The sequence below is a fragment of the Novosphingobium sp. B1 genome, assembly GCF_900176395.1.
Lineage (GTDB): Bacteria > Pseudomonadota > Alphaproteobacteria > Sphingomonadales > Sphingomonadaceae > Novosphingobium.
Genome location: NZ_FWXL01000019.1, coordinates 16363 through 33273, shown reverse-complemented (window position 1 = coordinate 33273; position 16911 = coordinate 16363). Strand labels below are relative to the sequence as shown.

Below are 16911 nucleotides of genomic sequence, written 5' to 3'. Positions count from 1 at the left end.
GACATCGTCATAGCACCAGCGCCCCTCGACAATCAGGGCGCGGACACTCGGCGCTCCGTATCACCCGCGCAAGGTGGGCTCAGGACATCGCTTACCATCAAGGCGGCGGTTGCGCACCTGATTGCGATTGCTGAACGCGCCCCGGACTTATCCGGTTGAAGTATCCTTGCGCCAGACGAGTGGGAGCGCAAAGAGCAAGACCGTACAAACGGCGATAATGCTCCAGAGGACAGTTTTGTGCCATTCGTTGCGTAGGAATGCCGTCGCGATTGGAACGCCCACTTGGCTAATGCTCGCAAAGCCGTGCTGAAGGCCAAGTCTGAAGCCCGAACGGCTTCTAGAAGTGCTGATCCAGAAGCTGGCAATCAGTCGCAAAGTCGCTGCACTCCACCCCGCAGCAAAGATTGTGGCCGCAATGGCAGGGCCAGTGCGCGCGGCGGAGAATTGCCAAAGCGCGACGCCTTGTACGATCAACATCACCGCCGCGAGGGCGACAGGCCGATCTACAAGCCAGCTGAACCGGGCATGGAAGCCTTGGGCACCCAACATGGCCAGACCGCAAAGACTTAGCATCCATGCGATATGCTCACGCTGGAACAGCGCATCGGGGCGATGCAGAACAAGGCTGAGATGAATGGCTGCGAGGCCGCCTGTTCCGGTGATTGTAAGACCCAGCAACAGTAAGACGAGCAACGTCGAATTGTCATTTGTGGGCAGGTCGTCGTGGGGCACTCGACAATAGTGGCTCTCGGACGATCCAACCATCACCACGGAGCCCACTAAGCCTATGCCGATACCGAAAGCCAGAAGCGGCAGCTCGGGTAATATCCGTGCCGATCCCTCGGCAAGGAGGGGACCCGCAAAGTCTCCAAGGAACAAGGAGGCTGTCAGCATCGTAAAAAGGCCCGCCTTCTCATGCGGATCGCAGGCGACTTGATGGCCGACCAGAAGGCAGAGCGGAACAATCGCGCCAAAAGCCAATCCAGCGACGGCACGCAGACCATATAACACAACAAGTGACGTAGCACCGGTGAGCGCCGTGGATACCGCCAGCGCCATGACTGCAAAAAACAGAAACAATTGGAATCGGTAGCGGTCGGCAAGTGCCCCGGCGAACGGGGCCGCGATCACGCCGCCCAACGGGAATATGGCGCTCAGAATCGCCACGTGCATCTCGTGATTGATCGCGCCCCTTGCCCCAAGCCCCTGGTCAACAAGGTCAGGGAGCCAGGGGAGAAATGCCGTGTTTGCCGCAGCTGCCGCCCCTACCGCCAACATTGCTGGCGCCATGGCGGCTTTCACGGATCGGCGGGGCGGACTGTCAGTGTTCAGACGGGTTCCAGTATGTGCAGAGAGCTTGGGACCTCCCCTTACCACCACAACCGCAGACCAGCTACAAACCGGTGCTCGCCTGGCCCTTCTCCACGCGACCGCCTGAAATCAGCACTGCCACCGAGCGCTTGTTCCCAGACATAGCCGATGTAAGGTGCGAACTTGCGCGAAACCTCATAGCGCATACGCGCGCTCAATTCGACGTTGCTGAACCCGCTGCCCAGCTCGCGATCTCGGGATTGCTTGCTATAGACATTGGCCTCGACCTGAGGGGTCAGGATCAATCGATTGGTCAGCAGTGCTTCATATGACAACTTGGCACGAGCCGCCAAGCGCCCGTCCGTGCCCACATAGCCCGTCAACTGCACGTCGAACCAATAAGGGGCCAAGCCCTCGACACCGGCTGCAAGCCAGGTAGTCGCTCCCTTGCCGATATCCTGGCGCACACCGACCAATGTTCCCCAATAGGGCCCGGCCGAATGCCACCAGAGGGCTTCGGCGCTCGATTCGGGATCAAGCCGTTCTTCCTTGCTATTTTTGAGGCCCTGAGACCTGAGCCATAATTTGTTGCTGTCGGTTCCATTGGTCAGCAGGACCGACCAACCGATACCCTGACCTTCGTTGCCGCTGGCAAACTCCAGTTCGTCTACGAGAACTTTCGGGATCGAGATCTGATCGGCCATTTCGTAGTTGGGCAAAGTCGAATTGCGGTAGCCGTCAGAATAATCGTCGGAGTTTCGCGCGTCCGCAGGGGCCTTGCCGCCCTGCATCCCGCCCATCTCCATTTTCGTGGGAGCAGCGGGCATATCCATGCCCTGCATGTCTCCCGACATATCCATTCCGGAATGATCTTCCTTCGGCGCAGGAGGAGCTTCCTGTGCGGCCGCGGGAAAGGCTGCGGCGAGGCTTGCGATAGCGGCAAGAACAACAAGGTTCGTTGTGGTGCTCATGCGACGACAACCTCGCGGAACATGCCGGCAGCCATGTGGTAAAGCAGATGGCAATGGAATGCCCATCGGCCGATGGCGTCTGCGGTTACGCGAAAGCTCAGGCGCTGCGCAGGCTGCACAACGATCGTGTGCTTTCGCACCTGGAACATGCCCGCCGCGTCCTCCAGGTCACTCCACATCCCGTGAAGATGCATGGGGTGGGACATCATCGTGTCGTTCACGAAGGTGACCCGCAGGCGCTCGTTTGGGCGGAAATGCAATGGCTTGGAATCGTTGAGCTTGATCCCATCAAGCGACCAAATGAACCGCTCCATGTTACCCGTCAGGTGCAATTCGATATCACGTTCAGGCTCGCGGGGATCAGGGTCTCCATTCGGGCTCTTGAGGTCGGCATAAGTGAGCACGCGCCATGGACGACCGCGCAATCCAGCGCCGGGATCGTCGAGATTGGTGCGCGGATAATCCACCCGCATGTCATTGTTGGCGCCATACTCGGTGCGCGCATGCTTCGCCAGCGGCGGCATCTCCATCATGCCGTGACCAGTGTGTCCGCCTGCCATTGCCGCCATCGCGCCCATCATATCGATAGGTTCCAACCAAGGGCGCTGATCTAGGGCAGGAATCGGGCCGGTCATGCCCGGTGAGGGCGCGATCGTGCCCCGCGCAAAACCTGTCCGGTCCATCGATTGCGCGAAGATCGTGTAAGGCTTGGCATCGGGCATGGTAAATTCGACATCATAGGTCTCGCCCGGCGCGATCCGGAATTCGTCGACGGTGACCGGCTCCACGTTCTGGCCGTCCGTTGCAACGATCGTCAGGGGCAATCCGGGAATGCGTACGTCGAAGAACGTTGCGGTGCCGGCACCGACAAAGCGTAAGCGTACCCGCTCGCCGGGGCTGGCCACCCCAGTCCAATTGCCTGCCGTCGTCGTTCCGTTCAAAAGATAGGTATAGGTAGCGGCCGAAACGTCGCTGTAGTCAGTCGGGTTCATCCGCGACGCATTCCACATCTGCCGCTTCTTGATCGCCGCCGCGAGTCCGACTTCCCTGGCATCCTTGACGAAGTCGCCGACAGTGGGCTGTCCGAAATTATAGTAATTACTCTGCTTCTTGAGATTGAGGAACACCTGCAAGGGCGGCTCATCGGTCCAGTCGCTCAGCATCACGACATAGTCTCGGTCCGGAGGCCTGACCTGACTTTCCCGTGGCTCGATCACGATGGCCCCGAAAAGTCCAGTCTGCTCCGCGAGCGTATGGGCATGGTACCAGAAAGTGCCGGTTTGACGGATGGGAAAGCGGTACGTGAAAGTTTCGCCCGGTGCGATCCCGCCAAAGCTGATGCCCGGTACTCCGTCCATCTCGGCCGGTACGATCAGGCCATGCCAGTGCACGCTTGTCATTTCGTCCAGCTTGTTGTGGACTCGCAGCGTCACGGTATCACCCTCTCGGAAGCGCAACGTCGGCGCGGGAACGCGGCCATTCACTGCCGTCGCAATACGACGCTTGCCCGTATAATTTACGGGCAAGCCTGCAATCTCGAGATCGAATTCAGTACCCGAAAGCGCGGCGTCGCCAGCTGGTCCGGAGGCCCAAGCGGGCAACGCAAGACTGGAGGCTACCCCTCCAACAAGGAGTCCTTGAACAAACCGTCGACGTCCAATTGCAGGCATAATGGGTGATATATCCACGAGAAGGAGAGCCTTATAAAATTGACGTTTGGTTATTAGACTACTGAATTTTAGTAGATTTGTTATTAGGGTTATTATGGTTACGAGGGAGACTCACCCAATAGCTTTTCTTGAGATCGCCCTCTACTATATGAACATGGGCGAAATGCTCGTCGAATATCTGATCGACTTCAACATGTCCGACCAATTTGCGATACCGGTGCGCCTGCCGATATACTTCCAAAACTTGGCCCTCATGCGCTCCATCAAGCCTTCCGAGGCAGACCACCGCTCCACCAGAATCGACACGGACGACCTCGCCACGCATGAAGAAGCTATGGCCGATGCCAAGCGCATATGCTGGCGATACTGCAACGACTAGTGCGGCCATTGAAACTGTCGCAAGAACCTTCCGCATCATGGCATTTCTCTTATTTGGTTATCTGGTGACATGGTGCCGCGACGCATGAAGGGCCCGCCGCAGGGGCGCGCGGCGGGCCGCCCAGCCCCGGACATTTCCGTGAGCCGAACTCTACATGTCGCTCATTGGCATAGGCTTATCGGCCGGCTTCATGCTTTTGGGTGGGCAACAAGCTTTTCCCGATGGCATGGGCATCGGTGTCTGGCTTTGTGCAGCATCGGGCGCCATTCCGCCTCCAGAAGATTGCTGCATGTTCTGCATGCCCATTTGATGATCATGCATCATCCGATCATGCATCTGCTGCGCGCCATGGTCCATGCCCTGCATGTGCTCCTTACTTGGAGCTGACGGAGTCGGTGTAACCTTGGGCTTTGGCGCCTGCACCACTTTCATGCCGGGAGGAAGTTCATCGGCCAACACGTAGCCGGATCCGGCCACAGCCAGCCCCAAAAGAGCAAGATAAATTGCTGACCTACGCATATTCCGATCTCCAGCCATTGCTGCGTTACTTCGTGAACACCAAATTGAGACCACGTTGATGCAATGCTGGCATCCGTATCGGTATACGTAATGTGCGAAGCTAGATCCTATTATCCCATCGTCGCCATGTGCCTGCAGCTTTCCGAACACCTCCGACAACTCTCCACACAACGTGCCAGAGAGGGGTTGCTACCTTGTTGGCCACAGGCACGGGCACACCTCTCGCAAACCTCGGCACAAGCCTGACAGAGCACCGTATGCAAGGGCGAGCGTCTGATCATGGAGTTTGCCGTAGTTTGGCAGATCTCCGCACAATCGCTCAACATCGCAGCGAGTTGCAATGCAGTGGCGCTGGCCCCCGTCACGGTAAGGCCCGCGGCTGTCTCCAGGCACATCAAATGCGACGCCCAGCACAGATCGATGCAATCCTTCATCGGCATTGGCATAGGCATGCCGCGTTCGCCATCATTCTTGCCACTGGCCTGACCAGTAACACCTGCCACTAGCACAACAGCTCCCCCTCCCAGTAGTTTGCGTCTTTCCAACATACATTTTCTCCGGATCAAGGTAAAATTCACTCATCCAGACACTGGATTTATTCTCCTGTAATGCCTTAATTGGAACCCACGCTACTTGCAGAAAAATTTGAAGCCCGCGAGACTGTGGCATGCCAGGACACTATCGTCCCAGCCGACCGCGAGCCGACAGCGTCGGCTCGCGGCCAGTCAAGGTGACACCGTGGGCTCTCCTCCGCCCATCCTGATCACATATCTTTCATTCCCCCGCCCTGCATGCCCGCGGCAGGATCTGCCGGCGGGGTGCTGGGGGCTGGTGAAGCAGGATGGTTCATGCCTGGCCCCATCCGCATGTTGTCGTGATCCATCCTCTGCCGCTGATCTGTTTCCATGCGATTGTGCATATCTTCCGCAGCTGCTGTGGCGCTTGCAGCTGCGGCGTCATCACGCACAGATGATGTCTGGCTATCTGTGGCATTTGTTGCCGCGCTGGACGTTGAGGTCGGCGTGGCCCCCTTATCCTTGCCGTTACAGCCGGCAAGCACAAGGGTGCCTGCCACTACCAGACTGCCGGTCATCCACCGAGCCTTACGATTCCAATTGGTCATGATCGATCCTTTCACACGAGTTGGTCCACTGGGCATTCTGCCAAATCACTGTTCAAGTGCTCGGCAGAACTCTTCTCGGTTCTCAGCCTCATCCAGAGGGGTTGCGAACAGGAAGCTTGAGAGGCGCTTGATTGATCGGCAAGCAACTGCTCAACTTGCCTTAAGCGGCCGATGTTGCTCTCTGCGGCGATCAGTTTTCCGCGGGTTACGGCCAGCAAATCTTCGACGCGCGACGGAGCAGCTGCAGATGCTTCGAGCAGGTCTCGCGTCTGCTCGAGCGTGAAACCGAGATCCTGCACCGACCGAATGAATTTCAGACGGGCGAGTTCATCGTCATTGTACAAGCGGTATCCTGCCTGACTTCGCGAGGAAGCCTGGAGAAGGCCAAGCCTTTCATAGTAGCGGATCGTGTCGCGACCCACCTCCGCTGCAGCAGCGAGTTCGCCAATCTTGAAATTGGCCATAGCATCCGTCTCCAATCCACAGGCCCAAGCTTATTCTTCATTTGTACCTGCAGCCAATGAGGTTCACCCTTGCCGATCGCCACCTTCTTTGGATTGTCGTCGCCAGGTAACGCTGCGCCTTTCGCTGACCGATCAATGGTGTCGTTGTAATTCTACAATGTCGCCCTTGCGTGGTTCTCCATCAATCACCGTTACATGAGCGTAGTGGTCATTTATAATCTGATCGACTGCGACATGTGCGATCAATTTCTTGCGGTAGTGGTTTGACCCCCGCCTTCGCAAGTAAACGGGCGCTGGGCGATAAACTTCGAGTACCTGCCCGGCTTCGGCTCCATCAACACGGCCAATGCAAACAACGGGCCCGCGATAGTCAATTCCGACAATCGATCCTCGCATGAACCAGGTGTGGGCTATGCCCTGTGCACTTACCGGTGCGCTTGCTGTAAAGAGGGACGCTGCAAATGCCACCTTCATGCGAATCTTGGCCACGCAATCCTCCAGTTCTTGTCACCAGCGACGACTACTGCCGGCACCTCCGTGCGGAGGCTCCGGCAGCGCGTTCAGGCGTCGGTCATGACCACGAGAGATCAGTGGCTGCGACCCAGTTCGACGATGTCGTTCTTGGCCGCACGGCCGTCGACGACAGTGACATGGGCGAAATGGTCATCGAAAATGTGGTCGATGCGAACGTGGCCAACATTCTGCCGGTGATAGGTCGGACCCGCACCTTTGCTCGGCCCCGGATGATAGACGACACGGACCACGTCGAGGGTCTGGCCAACCTCCGCGCCATCGGCCTTGCCGATGCAGACGACAGTGCCGGTCTTGTCGACGGCCACAACAGTACCGCGCATGAACCACGTGTGGCCGATACCTTGAGCGAGGACCGGGGCAGCTCCAAGCATCGATATGCCTGCAATCGCAACCATGAGAGACTTCTTGATCATTTTCGACTCCTTCGTGAATTATTTAAGGCCGCCCCCAGGCCTTATGGGGAAGAGCTGTTCTTCAAAGTCCGGAGTAAGGACCAAGCTCCAAGCTCAACATACGTAATGGTCACATTTTCATGAGCCATGCGCGCGGGAGGTGAGATCGCCCCAGCTTCCGAGAGCAGGCGTGGTACATGTCCAATCTAGCTCGTGCCGAATCCGTTCGGCCAGACTGGCAGAGGCACTCGCCTCTCCGTGCGTGACGAACGTCATTTTCGGTGCTTGCGGCATGCCAGAAAGCCAACGCAAGATCTCGTTGCAATCAGCATGGGCCGACAGCATCGAAAGATTGGTTACTTCGGCAAAAACCGGCACAACCTCGCCATAAATCTTTACCGAGGTCGCGCCAGCGACAAGCGCCGCGCCTCGGGTGCCGGCTGCCTGGAAGCCTGCAAAAAGCAGCAGGTTCTTCGGATCCGGGGCAAACTGTGCAAGGTGGTGAAGGACACGTCCGCCAGTCGCCATGCCACTTGCCGAAATGATGACCTTGGGATTGCTATCCGCCGTCAGCGCCTTCGACTCTTCGGCATCGCGTACATAGTGCGCTACGGCGCACGCGGCTTTGCATTCATCATGCGACAGGCGATGATCCCCTGAGTTTGCGCACATGATGCCGCTGGCGTCGATTGCCATCGGGCTGTCGAGGTAGACAGGCACGCCCTGAAGGCGGCCGGCCTTCTTCAAGAGGGACAGGTAATAGAGGAGCGATTGGGCCCGACCCACCGCGAAGGCCGGGATTACGACCGTCCCACCACGCGCTACGCATCGCTCAATACACTCACCCAAGGCTACTTCAGGCGAAACAGCGTCATGCTCCCGATCGCCATAGGTAGACTCGACGATTAGAAAGTCAGCCAATGGCGGAGGTGCGGGATCGAACATCACAGCGTCGTCATAACGCCCAAGGTCGCCCGAAAAGACGACCTTGGTTCCTTTCCAGTCGATCTCGATCGAAGCTGCACCGAGAATATGCCCGGCGCGGTGGAAGCGGGCAGAGACACCTGGGGCAACTTCGATGAACTCACCGAATTCCACTCCCTGAAAATGCTCCAGTGCGTTCAACGCATCGTTCTGGGTATATAGTGGCAGCGCAGGTTGATGCCGCGAATATCCTCGACGGTTTGCGAACTGGGCATCCTTTTCCTGCAGGTGGCCGCTGTCCGGCAGAAGTAGTTCACAAAGCTCGGCTGTTGCCCGGGTGGTGAGAACCCGGCCCCTCCAACCATCACGGACCAAACGCGGAATGGCACCGGAATGATCGAGATGCGCGTGCGTCAGCAGGATCGTCTCTACCCCTGCAATTTCTGGCGGAGGGGGAGCCCAGTTGAAGTTGCGTAAATCGCGACCGCCCTGGAACAGTCCACTATCCACCAACAAGCGCGTGCTGTCATCCTCGAGGAGATAGCGCGATCCGGTGACGGTGCCGCTCGCCCCAAAGAACCCGATCGCCAATCCTCCGCCAGCAGGTCTTGGCTCCACCTCAAACGTGACTTGAGGGGACCCGCTCGGCACGAAATGCCCCCGGGTTTTGTCCTTTTGGTGTCGATTCTTGTGCCCGTGCATGGACATCACTCCCGCGCTTGTTGATTTCTGCATGGATTGGCCATCCGATTGGTCTGCGGCCATACGTAAAGATCGCAGACGGGACGCTGGCGGGAGCATGTGATGTTTACATATGGCGCGGCATTCGTGGCGCCAGCACTGAGACAGTCTCGCGAACGCATCGTGACAAAACCGATAACCACAAGATACATGCTTTGAACGGGACAAAAATGTGACTTCAGATGACACCCCTTTCTGCAGCGCTCTAACGCCACATCCCTGTGAGCATTGCTTCCCCAGCCACCACGCAGCGGACTTGCCATCTTACAGGCTCGCCGCCTTGGATCAGGACTTCATTCTTGGGGACTCCATGCGCGGAGTTCGCTTCATGCTCGAATACGAGAAGGTGGAGGAAGCGTTGCGCGAATGGGGCGTCCTTTCAACCATTGTCGTATTTGGGAGTGCTCGCGTCCGAGAGGCGCAGCCAGGCAGGAGGGGCGCCTGGTATGACGAAGCCCGCAAGTTCGGCCGGCTCGCCTCCGAGAAGGGGGGCGCGCTGACCCGCAATGGTGGCAAGCGCATGAACGTGATCGCCACAGGAGGAGGGCCAGGGATCATGGAGGCGGCCAACCGCGGCGCCCATGACGTCTGCGCGCCTTCTATCGGCTTCAATATCACGCTCCCTCACGAACAGGTCCCAAATCCTTACACGACGCCCGAACTCACATTCCGTTTTCACTATTTCGCGATCCGCAAGATGCATCTGGCCATGCGCGCCAGTGCCCTGGTGGTCTTCCCAGGGGGATTTGGTACCCTGGACGAGATGTTCGAAATTCTGACACTGCGGCAGACCGGCAAGGCCCCCAAGGTCCCGATCATCCTGTTTGATCAAGACTATTGGCAAAGCGCGATCAATTTGGATGTTTTCAGCGAGAACGGCATGATCGACAGCGAAGATCGCGACTTGTTTTCGTATGCCGATAGCGCCGAGGCACTATGGGCAACCCTGATCGACCAGGGGCTCAGTCCGGCTATTGCTGGCTAAACTCCTGCCCGGCCCTACCTGACCTGCAGGAGATTCCGCTTCGGAGCCGAGACATTCGTTATCTACGTATATCGATGCCAATCTTGATCGCGGCATAGGGGGCCTGAGGCTGGCCTAACCAAGGCTGCCAAGGAAAGGACCGCTGTATGCGCAAGACAACGTTGATTTTTGCCGCCCTGGGGTTGCTGGCTTCCGGCACCGCTCCGGCATTAGCCGATCAAATGCCCCCCGGCATGAAGGATTTGCCCGCTCACAAACATCCTGCAAAGCCGAAGCCCAAGCACTCTGCAAGGCATCAGCACCGTTCGGCGGGCCAGACGGGCGGACATAAAATGTCCGGTGGTCACATGATGTCCGGAGGGAGCATGATGTCCGGAGGGAGTATGATGAAAGGCGGACACATGATGCAGGGGGGGCAGATGCCCATGACCGCGCCGACGACTTCGCCTGCTCCCAAGAAATCTGGCGGTGGCTGCTGCTGAATACTGCGATAACTTCGAGAAAGTAATCGCTGGCACCTCATGCTTCAAAGGTCCGCCGCCTCTACGGGTGGCGGACCTTTGTCATACCCAGATAAGCTTACATCCTTTGGGCGCGCAATCTATTGCGTCCTGCCGAGGATTTCCATGCACCGAGAATGCGATATGTTCATGGGATTCAACCCCATGCCTTTCATCTCCTGATGGTCATGCCGGGTCCCGAGACCCATATCACTTTCCATCTTCCGGCAGCTTTCCACCTCAGCCGAGGTAGCGGGAACAGAAGCACAGGCCCCCAAAGCCATCGTGACCATGGCTGCAATTGGAATGTATTTTTCCATAGATCCGTCCCATCATGAACAAGGTGTTCCTCCTGCGGGCAGATCTTTATCGTTTCATAATGGCGCCTATCCAAATGTCAGTCAACCAACTCGGCTGCGTGAGCCGGATAGCCTGATGCAATTATGTCACAAATGAAAGGCGGGGACCGGGAAACTCCTTGCGCTTTCGAAAGCGCAATCGCATCCCTGCAGCCATGAGCCAACTAATCGAAACGAATGATCAATCCTGCGTTCCGAATGCCTTGGTGCGCCAATTGATCCTGCAGTGGCGCGAAGATCCCGGTGCGACTTACAGGGGTTGGTTCCTCTGGGAGGAGCGCCTGAAGAACTTCCGCTCAATCCGCCGCGGCATAGCACAAGTCGTATCTGAGATCGAGCAAGGCACATTTGGCGTGACCTACCGCAACTCCTCGCTGGAAACGGTCGTTCACTCGATTGCCGAACAGCGACAGATTTTTCGGGGCGCGGATCACGCTTTCCTCTGGAAGCCCAAACTACGCATACCCGATATCTACGAAGACGCCGCGAACCAGAGAGCATTTGGTCAACTGCTCGCCAACTGCGCCTGTTGCGACACCGCTGATGCGATCATCAACCACATCCACGCAATCGACCGCAGGAAGATCAAGGGCCTGGGCCCTGCGGTGGCCAACCTGCTTTATTTTCTGCACCCAACGCTCATCCCGCCGTTCAATACAGCAATCGTGAAGGGTTATAACGCCGTAGCAAACGCAAACGTGAAGCTTGGGAGCTGGCCGCACTTCCTCGCAATGCGAAGCGGGGTCATCGAATTCAATGACCGCTATCGCGATCTGCTTTCGAACGATCTCGGCGCGATCGGCGGGTTTCTGTTTGACGTCGGTTCAGGACGCTACCCAGTGCCGCCCCAAACGACCGATGCCTCCAGCGTCACCGACTGGAATGCGCGACTGCAGGCTGCACGATCCGAAGCCGAAAGCTTGAACAAGCTATCGCTATCCAACCAGGAGAGCGACCGCACGCATACGGAGGTCCAGGCCTGGCTGCGCGATCTTGGCAAGTCCCTGGGGTTTAGCGTCTGGATTGCCGCCAATGACCGGGGGCGCCTTTACCAAAACGCGCCTTTGTCGAAAGGATGCTTGGACCAACTGCCCCCGAACCTGATGAGTTGTCCAGGAGCAGATGCCATTCGTCTGATCGATGTCTTATGGATCGACGAAGCCAATCAGTCTGTCGCCGCCGCCTTCGAGGTCGAGCATACGACGTCAATCTATTCGGGTATCGTCCGCATGCTCGACCTGGCGCTGAGTGGCGACAGCCTTCACGCTACGGCAGGCTTGTTTCTGGTCGCACCTGACGCGCGCGAAGGCGACGTGCGAGCGCAGCTACAGCGCCCTGCATTCAGCCGCATCGGCGATCTGGATATTGCCTACCTTCCGTATGGCGAACTTGCTCGACATCGGGATGCCATCGCGCGCTTCGGCTCGGGTCTCAAGGGGATCAAGGCTATCGCCAGCCCGCTCGGTCGGACCTGACCAAAAGCTTGTCAAAATGTGGTGTTTACGGATGGAGGGATTGAGGTCAGCGAGCCACCATGGCCACTCCTATTAAATGCGGGACGTGCCATGGATTGTTGCGGCAATGACAATAAGAGGAAAAATGCTGCGCCGAAATCAGTGCGGAATGGCCGTTGGTGGTTCGAGAAACTCGCGTTCCTGACGTTTTTTCTCGTCGGTGGATATTACCTTGTGACCGAGCATCGTGCTCACCTGTTTGGTTTTCTACCGTACGCCATATTGTTGATTTGCCCGATCAAGCACTTGTTCATGCACAAAGGGCATCACCGTAGCAGTGGAGATGGGAAATGACCCACTCTGACACTCCGGCTTATGGCCTTTGGGGACTAGCATTCGTCAACGCGGCGATCTTCATTTTCTTTGCTTTCAGTTTCTTCAAGCCTGAAACCAAGCGCGATTGGCGCAGTTTCGGTGCGTTCAGCGCCTTTCTCGTAGCGCTATTTGCAGAAATGTACGGATTCCCTCTGACGATCTATATTTTGTCAGGCTGGCTGCAATCGCGCTTTCCAGGGATCAATTGGTTCTCACATGATGCCGGACATCTTCTCGAAATGATGTTCGGGTGGCGCGTAAATCCGCATTTCGGTCCATTCCATATTGCCAGCTTCGTCTTCATTGGTGGTGGTTTTATGCTGATTTCATCCGGCTGGAAGGCTCTGCATACCGCCCAACAGAAACATGCACTGGCCACTACCGGTCTCTATGCACGGATGCGGCACCCCCAATATACAGGGTTCATCGCAGTGATGTTCGGCTTCCTGCTGCAGTGGCCGACCTTGCTAACGCTCGCAATGTTTCCAGTTCTGGTTGTTATGTATGTGCGCCTCGCCCGCCATGAAGAGCGTGATGCAATCCGCGAATTTGGCGACCAATATAGACAATACATGGAGCGCGTACCTGGGTTCGTTCCGAAGCTTGGATACAGCGACCGCAGTCTGAGCGGTCGCTAGCGCAGCAATTGAGAGGAGCGTGTCGTGGGAACTGTCGCATACCTTCTCGTCTGGGGCCTGCTCTTCATGTTCATGATGCGATTCGGCTGCGGCGCCCATGTCATGGGACACCATAGACGTCACAGAAATGACAGCGACATAAAGCATAAAGCGGCACAAACAGTCGATCCGGTATGCGGCATGACTGTTGACACAGCTAGTGCCAAGACCGCCGTGGTCGGAGGCCATGTATGGCATTTCTGCTCCGGGGCATGCCGTGACAAGTTCGAAGCCAACCCGCAGCTCTATGCGGCGTCTGGCAATATCGAGCCATCAGGAGAACCACGCCATGCCGCATGACCGCCAGCAGCCGGCTTTGATCCCGGTTGTCACCAGTGGGTTGGCACTGAGCCTGTTCCTCTCGGTGAGCTACATTTTGTGCATCTTGGGTTACCTTTTCCTGCCCGGTCTTCCGGTGCAGCATTCCGCCCTCGCCATTTTTCTGCCGGGGTTCCAGTTGCTGAGTTGGAAGACCTTTCTTCTCGGCCTTGGCGAGGCATTTGGCTGGGGTTGGTACATCGCTCTCGTCTTTGGACCGCTTTACAACTTTCTGGTCTCAAGGAGTGCGTAAAACTGGGAAGCTGGGGCAACTGTCCTGGGTCGCTATGTCTGCCAGAACGACAGACCAATACGCTCAGCTTGGTGAGAAATCAGGCGCCATTCACAATAATATGAGCGCCATTTGGGACGCCCCGAACGAGAGGAGCTACAAATGACCAGCCGCTTGAACGAGCTTCGCGAAATGGGCCAGGCAGTGTGGCTCGACTTCGTTGACCGTAAGTTCCTGGCCGATGGCGGGCTGCGCAAGCTTGTCGGCGAGGACGACATCACTGGCGTCACCTCCAATCCGTCGATCTTCGAAAAGGCGATGGGCCACGGCGATACCTATGATGCCGGATTTCAGTCGTTCCTCGGTAATGCCGATGCAAGTGTTCAGGATATTTACGAAAGCCAGGCTATCGCGGACATCAAGGCGGCCGCGACCGATCTGCGCGAAGTATATGACCTACTCGACGGCAAAGACGGCTACGTCAGCCTCGAGATTTCGCCTTATGTCGCGAACGACACCGATGTCACGGTTGCGGAAGCAAGGCGCCTGTGGGCAGCTGTGAATGAGTCCAACCTGATGGTGAAGGTGCCCGGCACAAAAGCCGGCGTCCGCGCGATCGCTCCGTTGATCAGGGATGGGCTCAATATCAACGTGACCTTGCTTTTCTCGCTCAAAGCTTATCAGTTGGTTGCCGAAGCTTATCTGGATGGACTCGAGGCACGGGCAGAGGCTGGCGAACCGATTGACAGGGTGGCGAGCGTCGCCAGTTTCTTTGTTAGCCGCATCGATGCGCAAATTGACAAGGCAATCGACGAACGGGTGAAAGCCGGCGATGCCGAGAGCGACGCGTTGCTCGCCATCCGAGGAAAAGTTGCGATCGCCAACGCCAAGTTGGCTTACGTTTGGTACGAGGACATGATTGCCAGCGCTCGCTGGCAAGCCCTCGCTGCAAAAGGCGCAATGCCGCAGCGACTGCTGTGGGCTTCAACCGGGGCCAAGGATCCCGCCTACCCGGACACGCTTTATGTCGACGCGCTGATCGGCCCGGACACGATCACCACGATACCGCCCAAGACGATGGATGCCTTCCGCTACCACGGCACCATTCAACTGACCCTGACCCAGCAGCTTGACGATGCCCGTCACGTCCTCGCAGAGGCGCGACGGCTCGGCCTGGCGTTGGACGTTGTCACCACCGGCCTCGTCGAAGAAGGCGTGAGACTGTTCGCAGACGCCGCCGACGCGCTGCTTGGCGGCGTCGCGGCCAAGCGCGAGGCATATCTGGGCGACCGCCAGAACGGAATGGAAGTCACCCTTCCCGAGGGGCTCCGACAGGCGGTCGAGGCCCGTTTGGAGTCGGCGCGTGTGGACGGCTGGGTGCGCCGTCTGTGGCAGCATGATGCGACGCTGTGGACCGACCGGGGGGAAGCCAACTGGCTCGGTTGGCTCGCGGCGGCTCGGGGTCAGCAGGTCGATGGCGATGCGCTGAAGTCACTAACCACAAAGGCCAGAGGCTATAAGGACGCGGTCCTGCTCGGCATGGGTGGGTCGAGCCTCGGTCCGGAAGTGCTCTCGCTGATCCTGGGCAGCCGCCAAACCCATCCACGCTTCCACGTGCTCGACACCACGGATCCAGACCAGATTGCGGCAGTGGCGGCCGAGATAAATCCAGCAAACACCCTGTTCATCGTCTCATCCAAATCGGGCTCGACCATGGAGCCAGAGTTGTTGCGCGCCTATTTCTGGGAACTGTCGGGCAAGGATGGCAACCATTTTATCGCGGTCACTGATCCAGGTTCAAAGCTTGAGGCTTCTGCCAAGCGGGACGGTTTCACGATGATCGTCGCCGGCGACCCGGCCATTGGCGGGCGCTACTCCGTGCTATCGGCATTCGGTATGGTGCCCGCGGCCGTAATGGGGCTCGACACAAGCGCCATCTATGCGGCGACCGCGGCGATGATATCTGCATGCGGTGCCGATGTGCCTCCCACACACAACCCCGGCATGCGCCTTGGGGCGATTATCGGCGAGGCGGCATTGGCCGGGCGGGACAAGCTTACCATCCTGCCGTCGAAGGGGTTGGAGCCGTTCGGTGCCTGGCTGGAACAGCTCATAGCCGAATCCACAGGCAAGCAGGGAAAGGGTGTTGTTCCCGTCGACCTAGAGCCCGTCGGCTCACCGGAAAGCTATGCGAACGATCGGATGTTCGTCCATTTGCACCTGCAGGGCGGCGACGACGACGCACTTGAATTGAAGCTCGAGGCGCTCGTGGCCGCCGGCCAGCCGCTAGTTACGATCCACGTCGCTAGCCGTGAACTGATTGGTCAGGAATTCTTCCGGTGGGAGGTCGCGACCGCGATCGCCGGTGCGGTAATCGGCATCAACCCGTTCGACCAACCCGATGTCGAGGACGCCAAGATCGCGACGCGCGCACTGGTCGACTCGTTCGAGGCGACGGGCGCTCTCGGGCAGGAAATACCGATCGCAGAAAATGCCGACTTTTCCGTGTATGCCTCGGTTGATGACGGCCCGCGCTCTGCCGATCCAGTCGCGTTGCTACGACTCCACTTCGCTAGCCTGGCACATGGTGCCTACGCGGGACTTCTCGCCTACATCGAGCGGAACGAGGCCAATGAAAAGGCTGTCGCGACAATGCGCCAAGCGCTCCGCGATGCCAACATCGTGGCGACCGTTGCCGGGTTTGGACCCCGCTACCTCCACTCGACCGGGCAGGTCTATAAAGGCGGCCCGGCGAGCGGCTCATTCTTGGTCATCACGCGCGATTCCGATGCCGATCTAGCCATCCCCGGTCACAAAGCGAGCTTCGGGACGATCCAGCTTGCACAGGCCCGCGGTGACATGGCCGTTCTGGCCTCGCGCGGTCGGCATGTACTGCGTGTCAACTTAAAGGGGGGCGGCGGCGGCATCGAAGCGTTGCGCGCAGCGGTGGTCGCTGCCGCACGCGACCATCAGGGAACCTAAC

At 58.1% G+C, this 16911-nt stretch carries 18 protein-coding genes; 9 read left to right on the top strand and 9 right to left on the bottom strand.

Annotation, left to right across the window (positions count from 1 at the left end; translation table 11 throughout):
- Positions 1-147 precede the first annotated feature (147 nt).
- The 3 genes from B9A23_RS19355 to B9A23_RS19345 form a co-directional block, all read right to left on the bottom strand.
- Positions 148-1167: an MFS transporter gene (locus B9A23_RS19355; RefSeq protein ID WP_139797580.1), complete on the bottom strand. Its 1020-nt coding sequence runs from the start codon at positions 1165-1167 to the stop codon at positions 148-150.
- 203 nt (positions 1168-1370) lie between these two features.
- Positions 1371-2171 carry a copper resistance protein B gene (locus B9A23_RS19350; RefSeq protein WP_084280848.1) on the bottom strand — a complete coding sequence of 267 codons (801 nt, stop codon included), beginning with the start codon at positions 2169-2171 and terminating at the stop codon, positions 1371-1373.
- Positions 2172-2278: 107 nt separating this feature from the next.
- Positions 2279-3964 carry a copper resistance system multicopper oxidase gene (locus B9A23_RS19345; protein ID WP_084280845.1) on the bottom strand — a complete coding sequence of 562 codons (1686 nt, stop codon included), beginning with the start codon at positions 3962-3964 and terminating at the stop codon, positions 2279-2281.
- A gap of 136 nt (positions 3965-4100) precedes the next feature.
- Here B9A23_RS19345 and B9A23_RS23560 point away from each other — a divergent pair, with 136 nt between their 5' ends.
- Positions 4101-4331 (top strand): hypothetical protein, encoded by a 231-nt coding sequence (locus B9A23_RS23560; RefSeq protein WP_176218077.1) that lies wholly within the window; start codon positions 4101-4103, stop codon positions 4329-4331.
- 150 nt (positions 4332-4481) lie between these two features.
- On the opposite strand, the gene B9A23_RS22440 is transcribed toward B9A23_RS23560, so the two are convergent.
- The 6 genes from B9A23_RS22440 to B9A23_RS19315 all read right to left on the bottom strand — a co-directional run bounded on the left by B9A23_RS22440 (position 4482) and on the right by B9A23_RS19315 (position 8878).
- Positions 4482-4850, bottom strand: a complete 369-nt coding sequence (locus tag B9A23_RS22440; RefSeq protein WP_139797579.1) for a hypothetical protein — start codon at positions 4848-4850, stop codon at positions 4482-4484.
- A gap of 763 nt (positions 4851-5613) precedes the next feature.
- Positions 5614-5973 (bottom strand): hypothetical protein, encoded by a 360-nt coding sequence (locus B9A23_RS22435; protein WP_124811421.1) that lies wholly within the window; start codon positions 5971-5973, stop codon positions 5614-5616.
- Positions 5974-5984: 11 nt separating this feature from the next.
- Positions 5985-6437, bottom strand: a complete 453-nt coding sequence (locus B9A23_RS19330) for a MerR family transcriptional regulator (protein ID WP_084280830.1) — start codon at positions 6435-6437, stop codon at positions 5985-5987.
- Positions 6438-6569: 132 nt separating this feature from the next.
- Positions 6570-6911 (bottom strand): hypothetical protein, encoded by a 342-nt coding sequence (locus B9A23_RS19325; protein ID WP_084280829.1) that lies wholly within the window; start codon positions 6909-6911, stop codon positions 6570-6572.
- 113 nt (positions 6912-7024) lie between these two features.
- Positions 7025-7384, bottom strand: a complete 360-nt coding sequence (locus B9A23_RS19320) for a hypothetical protein (RefSeq protein ID WP_175578190.1) — start codon at positions 7382-7384, stop codon at positions 7025-7027.
- Positions 7385-7501: 117 nt separating this feature from the next.
- Positions 7502-8878: an MBL fold metallo-hydrolase RNA specificity domain-containing protein gene (locus B9A23_RS19315; protein WP_368655949.1), complete on the bottom strand. Its 1377-nt coding sequence runs from the start codon at positions 8876-8878 to the stop codon at positions 7502-7504.
- A gap of 430 nt (positions 8879-9308) precedes the next feature.
- Between B9A23_RS19315 and B9A23_RS19310 the strand changes: the two genes are divergently transcribed.
- From B9A23_RS19310 to B9A23_RS19270, 8 genes are all read left to right on the top strand, one after another.
- A complete protein-coding gene (locus B9A23_RS19310) occupies positions 9309-10013 on the top strand; it encodes an LOG family protein (RefSeq protein WP_217806632.1) in 705 nt (234 codons plus the stop codon).
- Positions 10014-10159: 146 nt separating this feature from the next.
- The gene (locus B9A23_RS19305; RefSeq protein ID WP_084280828.1) at positions 10160-10495 is read left to right on the top strand and encodes a hypothetical protein; all 336 of its coding nucleotides are present in this window, start codon (positions 10160-10162) and stop codon (positions 10493-10495) included.
- Positions 10496-11027: 532 nt separating this feature from the next.
- A complete protein-coding gene (locus tag B9A23_RS19295; protein WP_084280823.1) occupies positions 11028-12347 on the top strand; it encodes a type II restriction endonuclease in 1320 nt (439 codons plus the stop codon).
- 90 nt (positions 12348-12437) lie between these two features.
- Positions 12438-12680, top strand: a complete 243-nt coding sequence (locus tag B9A23_RS19290; RefSeq protein ID WP_084280821.1) for a DUF2933 domain-containing protein — start codon at positions 12438-12440, stop codon at positions 12678-12680.
- A complete protein-coding gene (locus tag B9A23_RS19285; RefSeq protein WP_084280820.1) occupies positions 12677-13339 on the top strand; it encodes a methyltransferase family protein in 663 nt (220 codons plus the stop codon). The genes B9A23_RS19290 and B9A23_RS19285 overlap by 4 nt, the downstream gene beginning before the upstream one ends.
- Before the next feature lie 24 nt (positions 13340-13363).
- Positions 13364-13678 (top strand): YHS domain-containing protein, encoded by a 315-nt coding sequence (locus B9A23_RS19280; RefSeq protein WP_124811412.1) that lies wholly within the window; start codon positions 13364-13366, stop codon positions 13676-13678.
- On the top strand, positions 13668-13949 hold the full coding sequence (locus B9A23_RS19275; protein WP_084280817.1) for a DUF5676 family membrane protein: 282 nt from the start codon (positions 13668-13670) through the stop codon (positions 13947-13949). The genes B9A23_RS19280 and B9A23_RS19275 overlap by 11 nt, the downstream gene beginning before the upstream one ends.
- Before the next feature lie 141 nt (positions 13950-14090).
- Positions 14091-16910 (top strand): bifunctional transaldolase/phosoglucose isomerase, encoded by a 2820-nt coding sequence (locus B9A23_RS19270; RefSeq protein ID WP_084280816.1) that lies wholly within the window; start codon positions 14091-14093, stop codon positions 16908-16910.
- Position 16911 lies beyond the last annotated feature (1 nt).

Coding starts and splice junctions, on each gene's coding strand:
- B9A23_RS19350 (WP_084280848.1), bottom strand. CDS start 2,171: ATGGATATGTCGGGAGACATGCAGGGCATGGATATGCCCGCTGCTCCC.
- B9A23_RS23560 (WP_176218077.1), top strand. CDS start 4,101: ATGAACATGGGCGAAATGCTCGTCGAATATCTGATCGACTTCAACATG.
- B9A23_RS22440 (WP_139797579.1), bottom strand. CDS start 4,850: ATGCGTAGGTCAGCAATTTATCTTGCTCTTTTGGGGCTGGCTGTGGCC.
- B9A23_RS22435 (WP_124811421.1), bottom strand. CDS start 5,973: ATGACCAATTGGAATCGTAAGGCTCGGTGGATGACCGGCAGTCTGGTA.
- B9A23_RS19330 (WP_084280830.1), bottom strand. CDS start 6,437: ATGGCCAATTTCAAGATTGGCGAACTCGCTGCTGCAGCGGAGGTGGGT.
- B9A23_RS19325 (WP_084280829.1), bottom strand. CDS start 6,911: ATGAAGGTGGCATTTGCAGCGTCCCTCTTTACAGCAAGCGCACCGGTA.
- B9A23_RS19320 (WP_175578190.1), bottom strand. CDS start 7,384: ATGATCAAGAAGTCTCTCATGGTTGCGATTGCAGGCATATCGATGCTT.
- B9A23_RS19305 (WP_084280828.1), top strand. CDS start 10,160: ATGCGCAAGACAACGTTGATTTTTGCCGCCCTGGGGTTGCTGGCTTCC.
- B9A23_RS19295 (WP_084280823.1), top strand. CDS start 11,028: ATGAGCCAACTAATCGAAACGAATGATCAATCCTGCGTTCCGAATGCC.
- B9A23_RS19290 (WP_084280821.1), top strand. CDS start 12,438: ATGGATTGTTGCGGCAATGACAATAAGAGGAAAAATGCTGCGCCGAAA.
- B9A23_RS19285 (WP_084280820.1), top strand. CDS start 12,677: ATGACCCACTCTGACACTCCGGCTTATGGCCTTTGGGGACTAGCATTC.
- B9A23_RS19275 (WP_084280817.1), top strand. CDS start 13,668: ATGCCGCATGACCGCCAGCAGCCGGCTTTGATCCCGGTTGTCACCAGT.
- B9A23_RS19270 (WP_084280816.1), top strand. CDS start 14,091: ATGACCAGCCGCTTGAACGAGCTTCGCGAAATGGGCCAGGCAGTGTGG.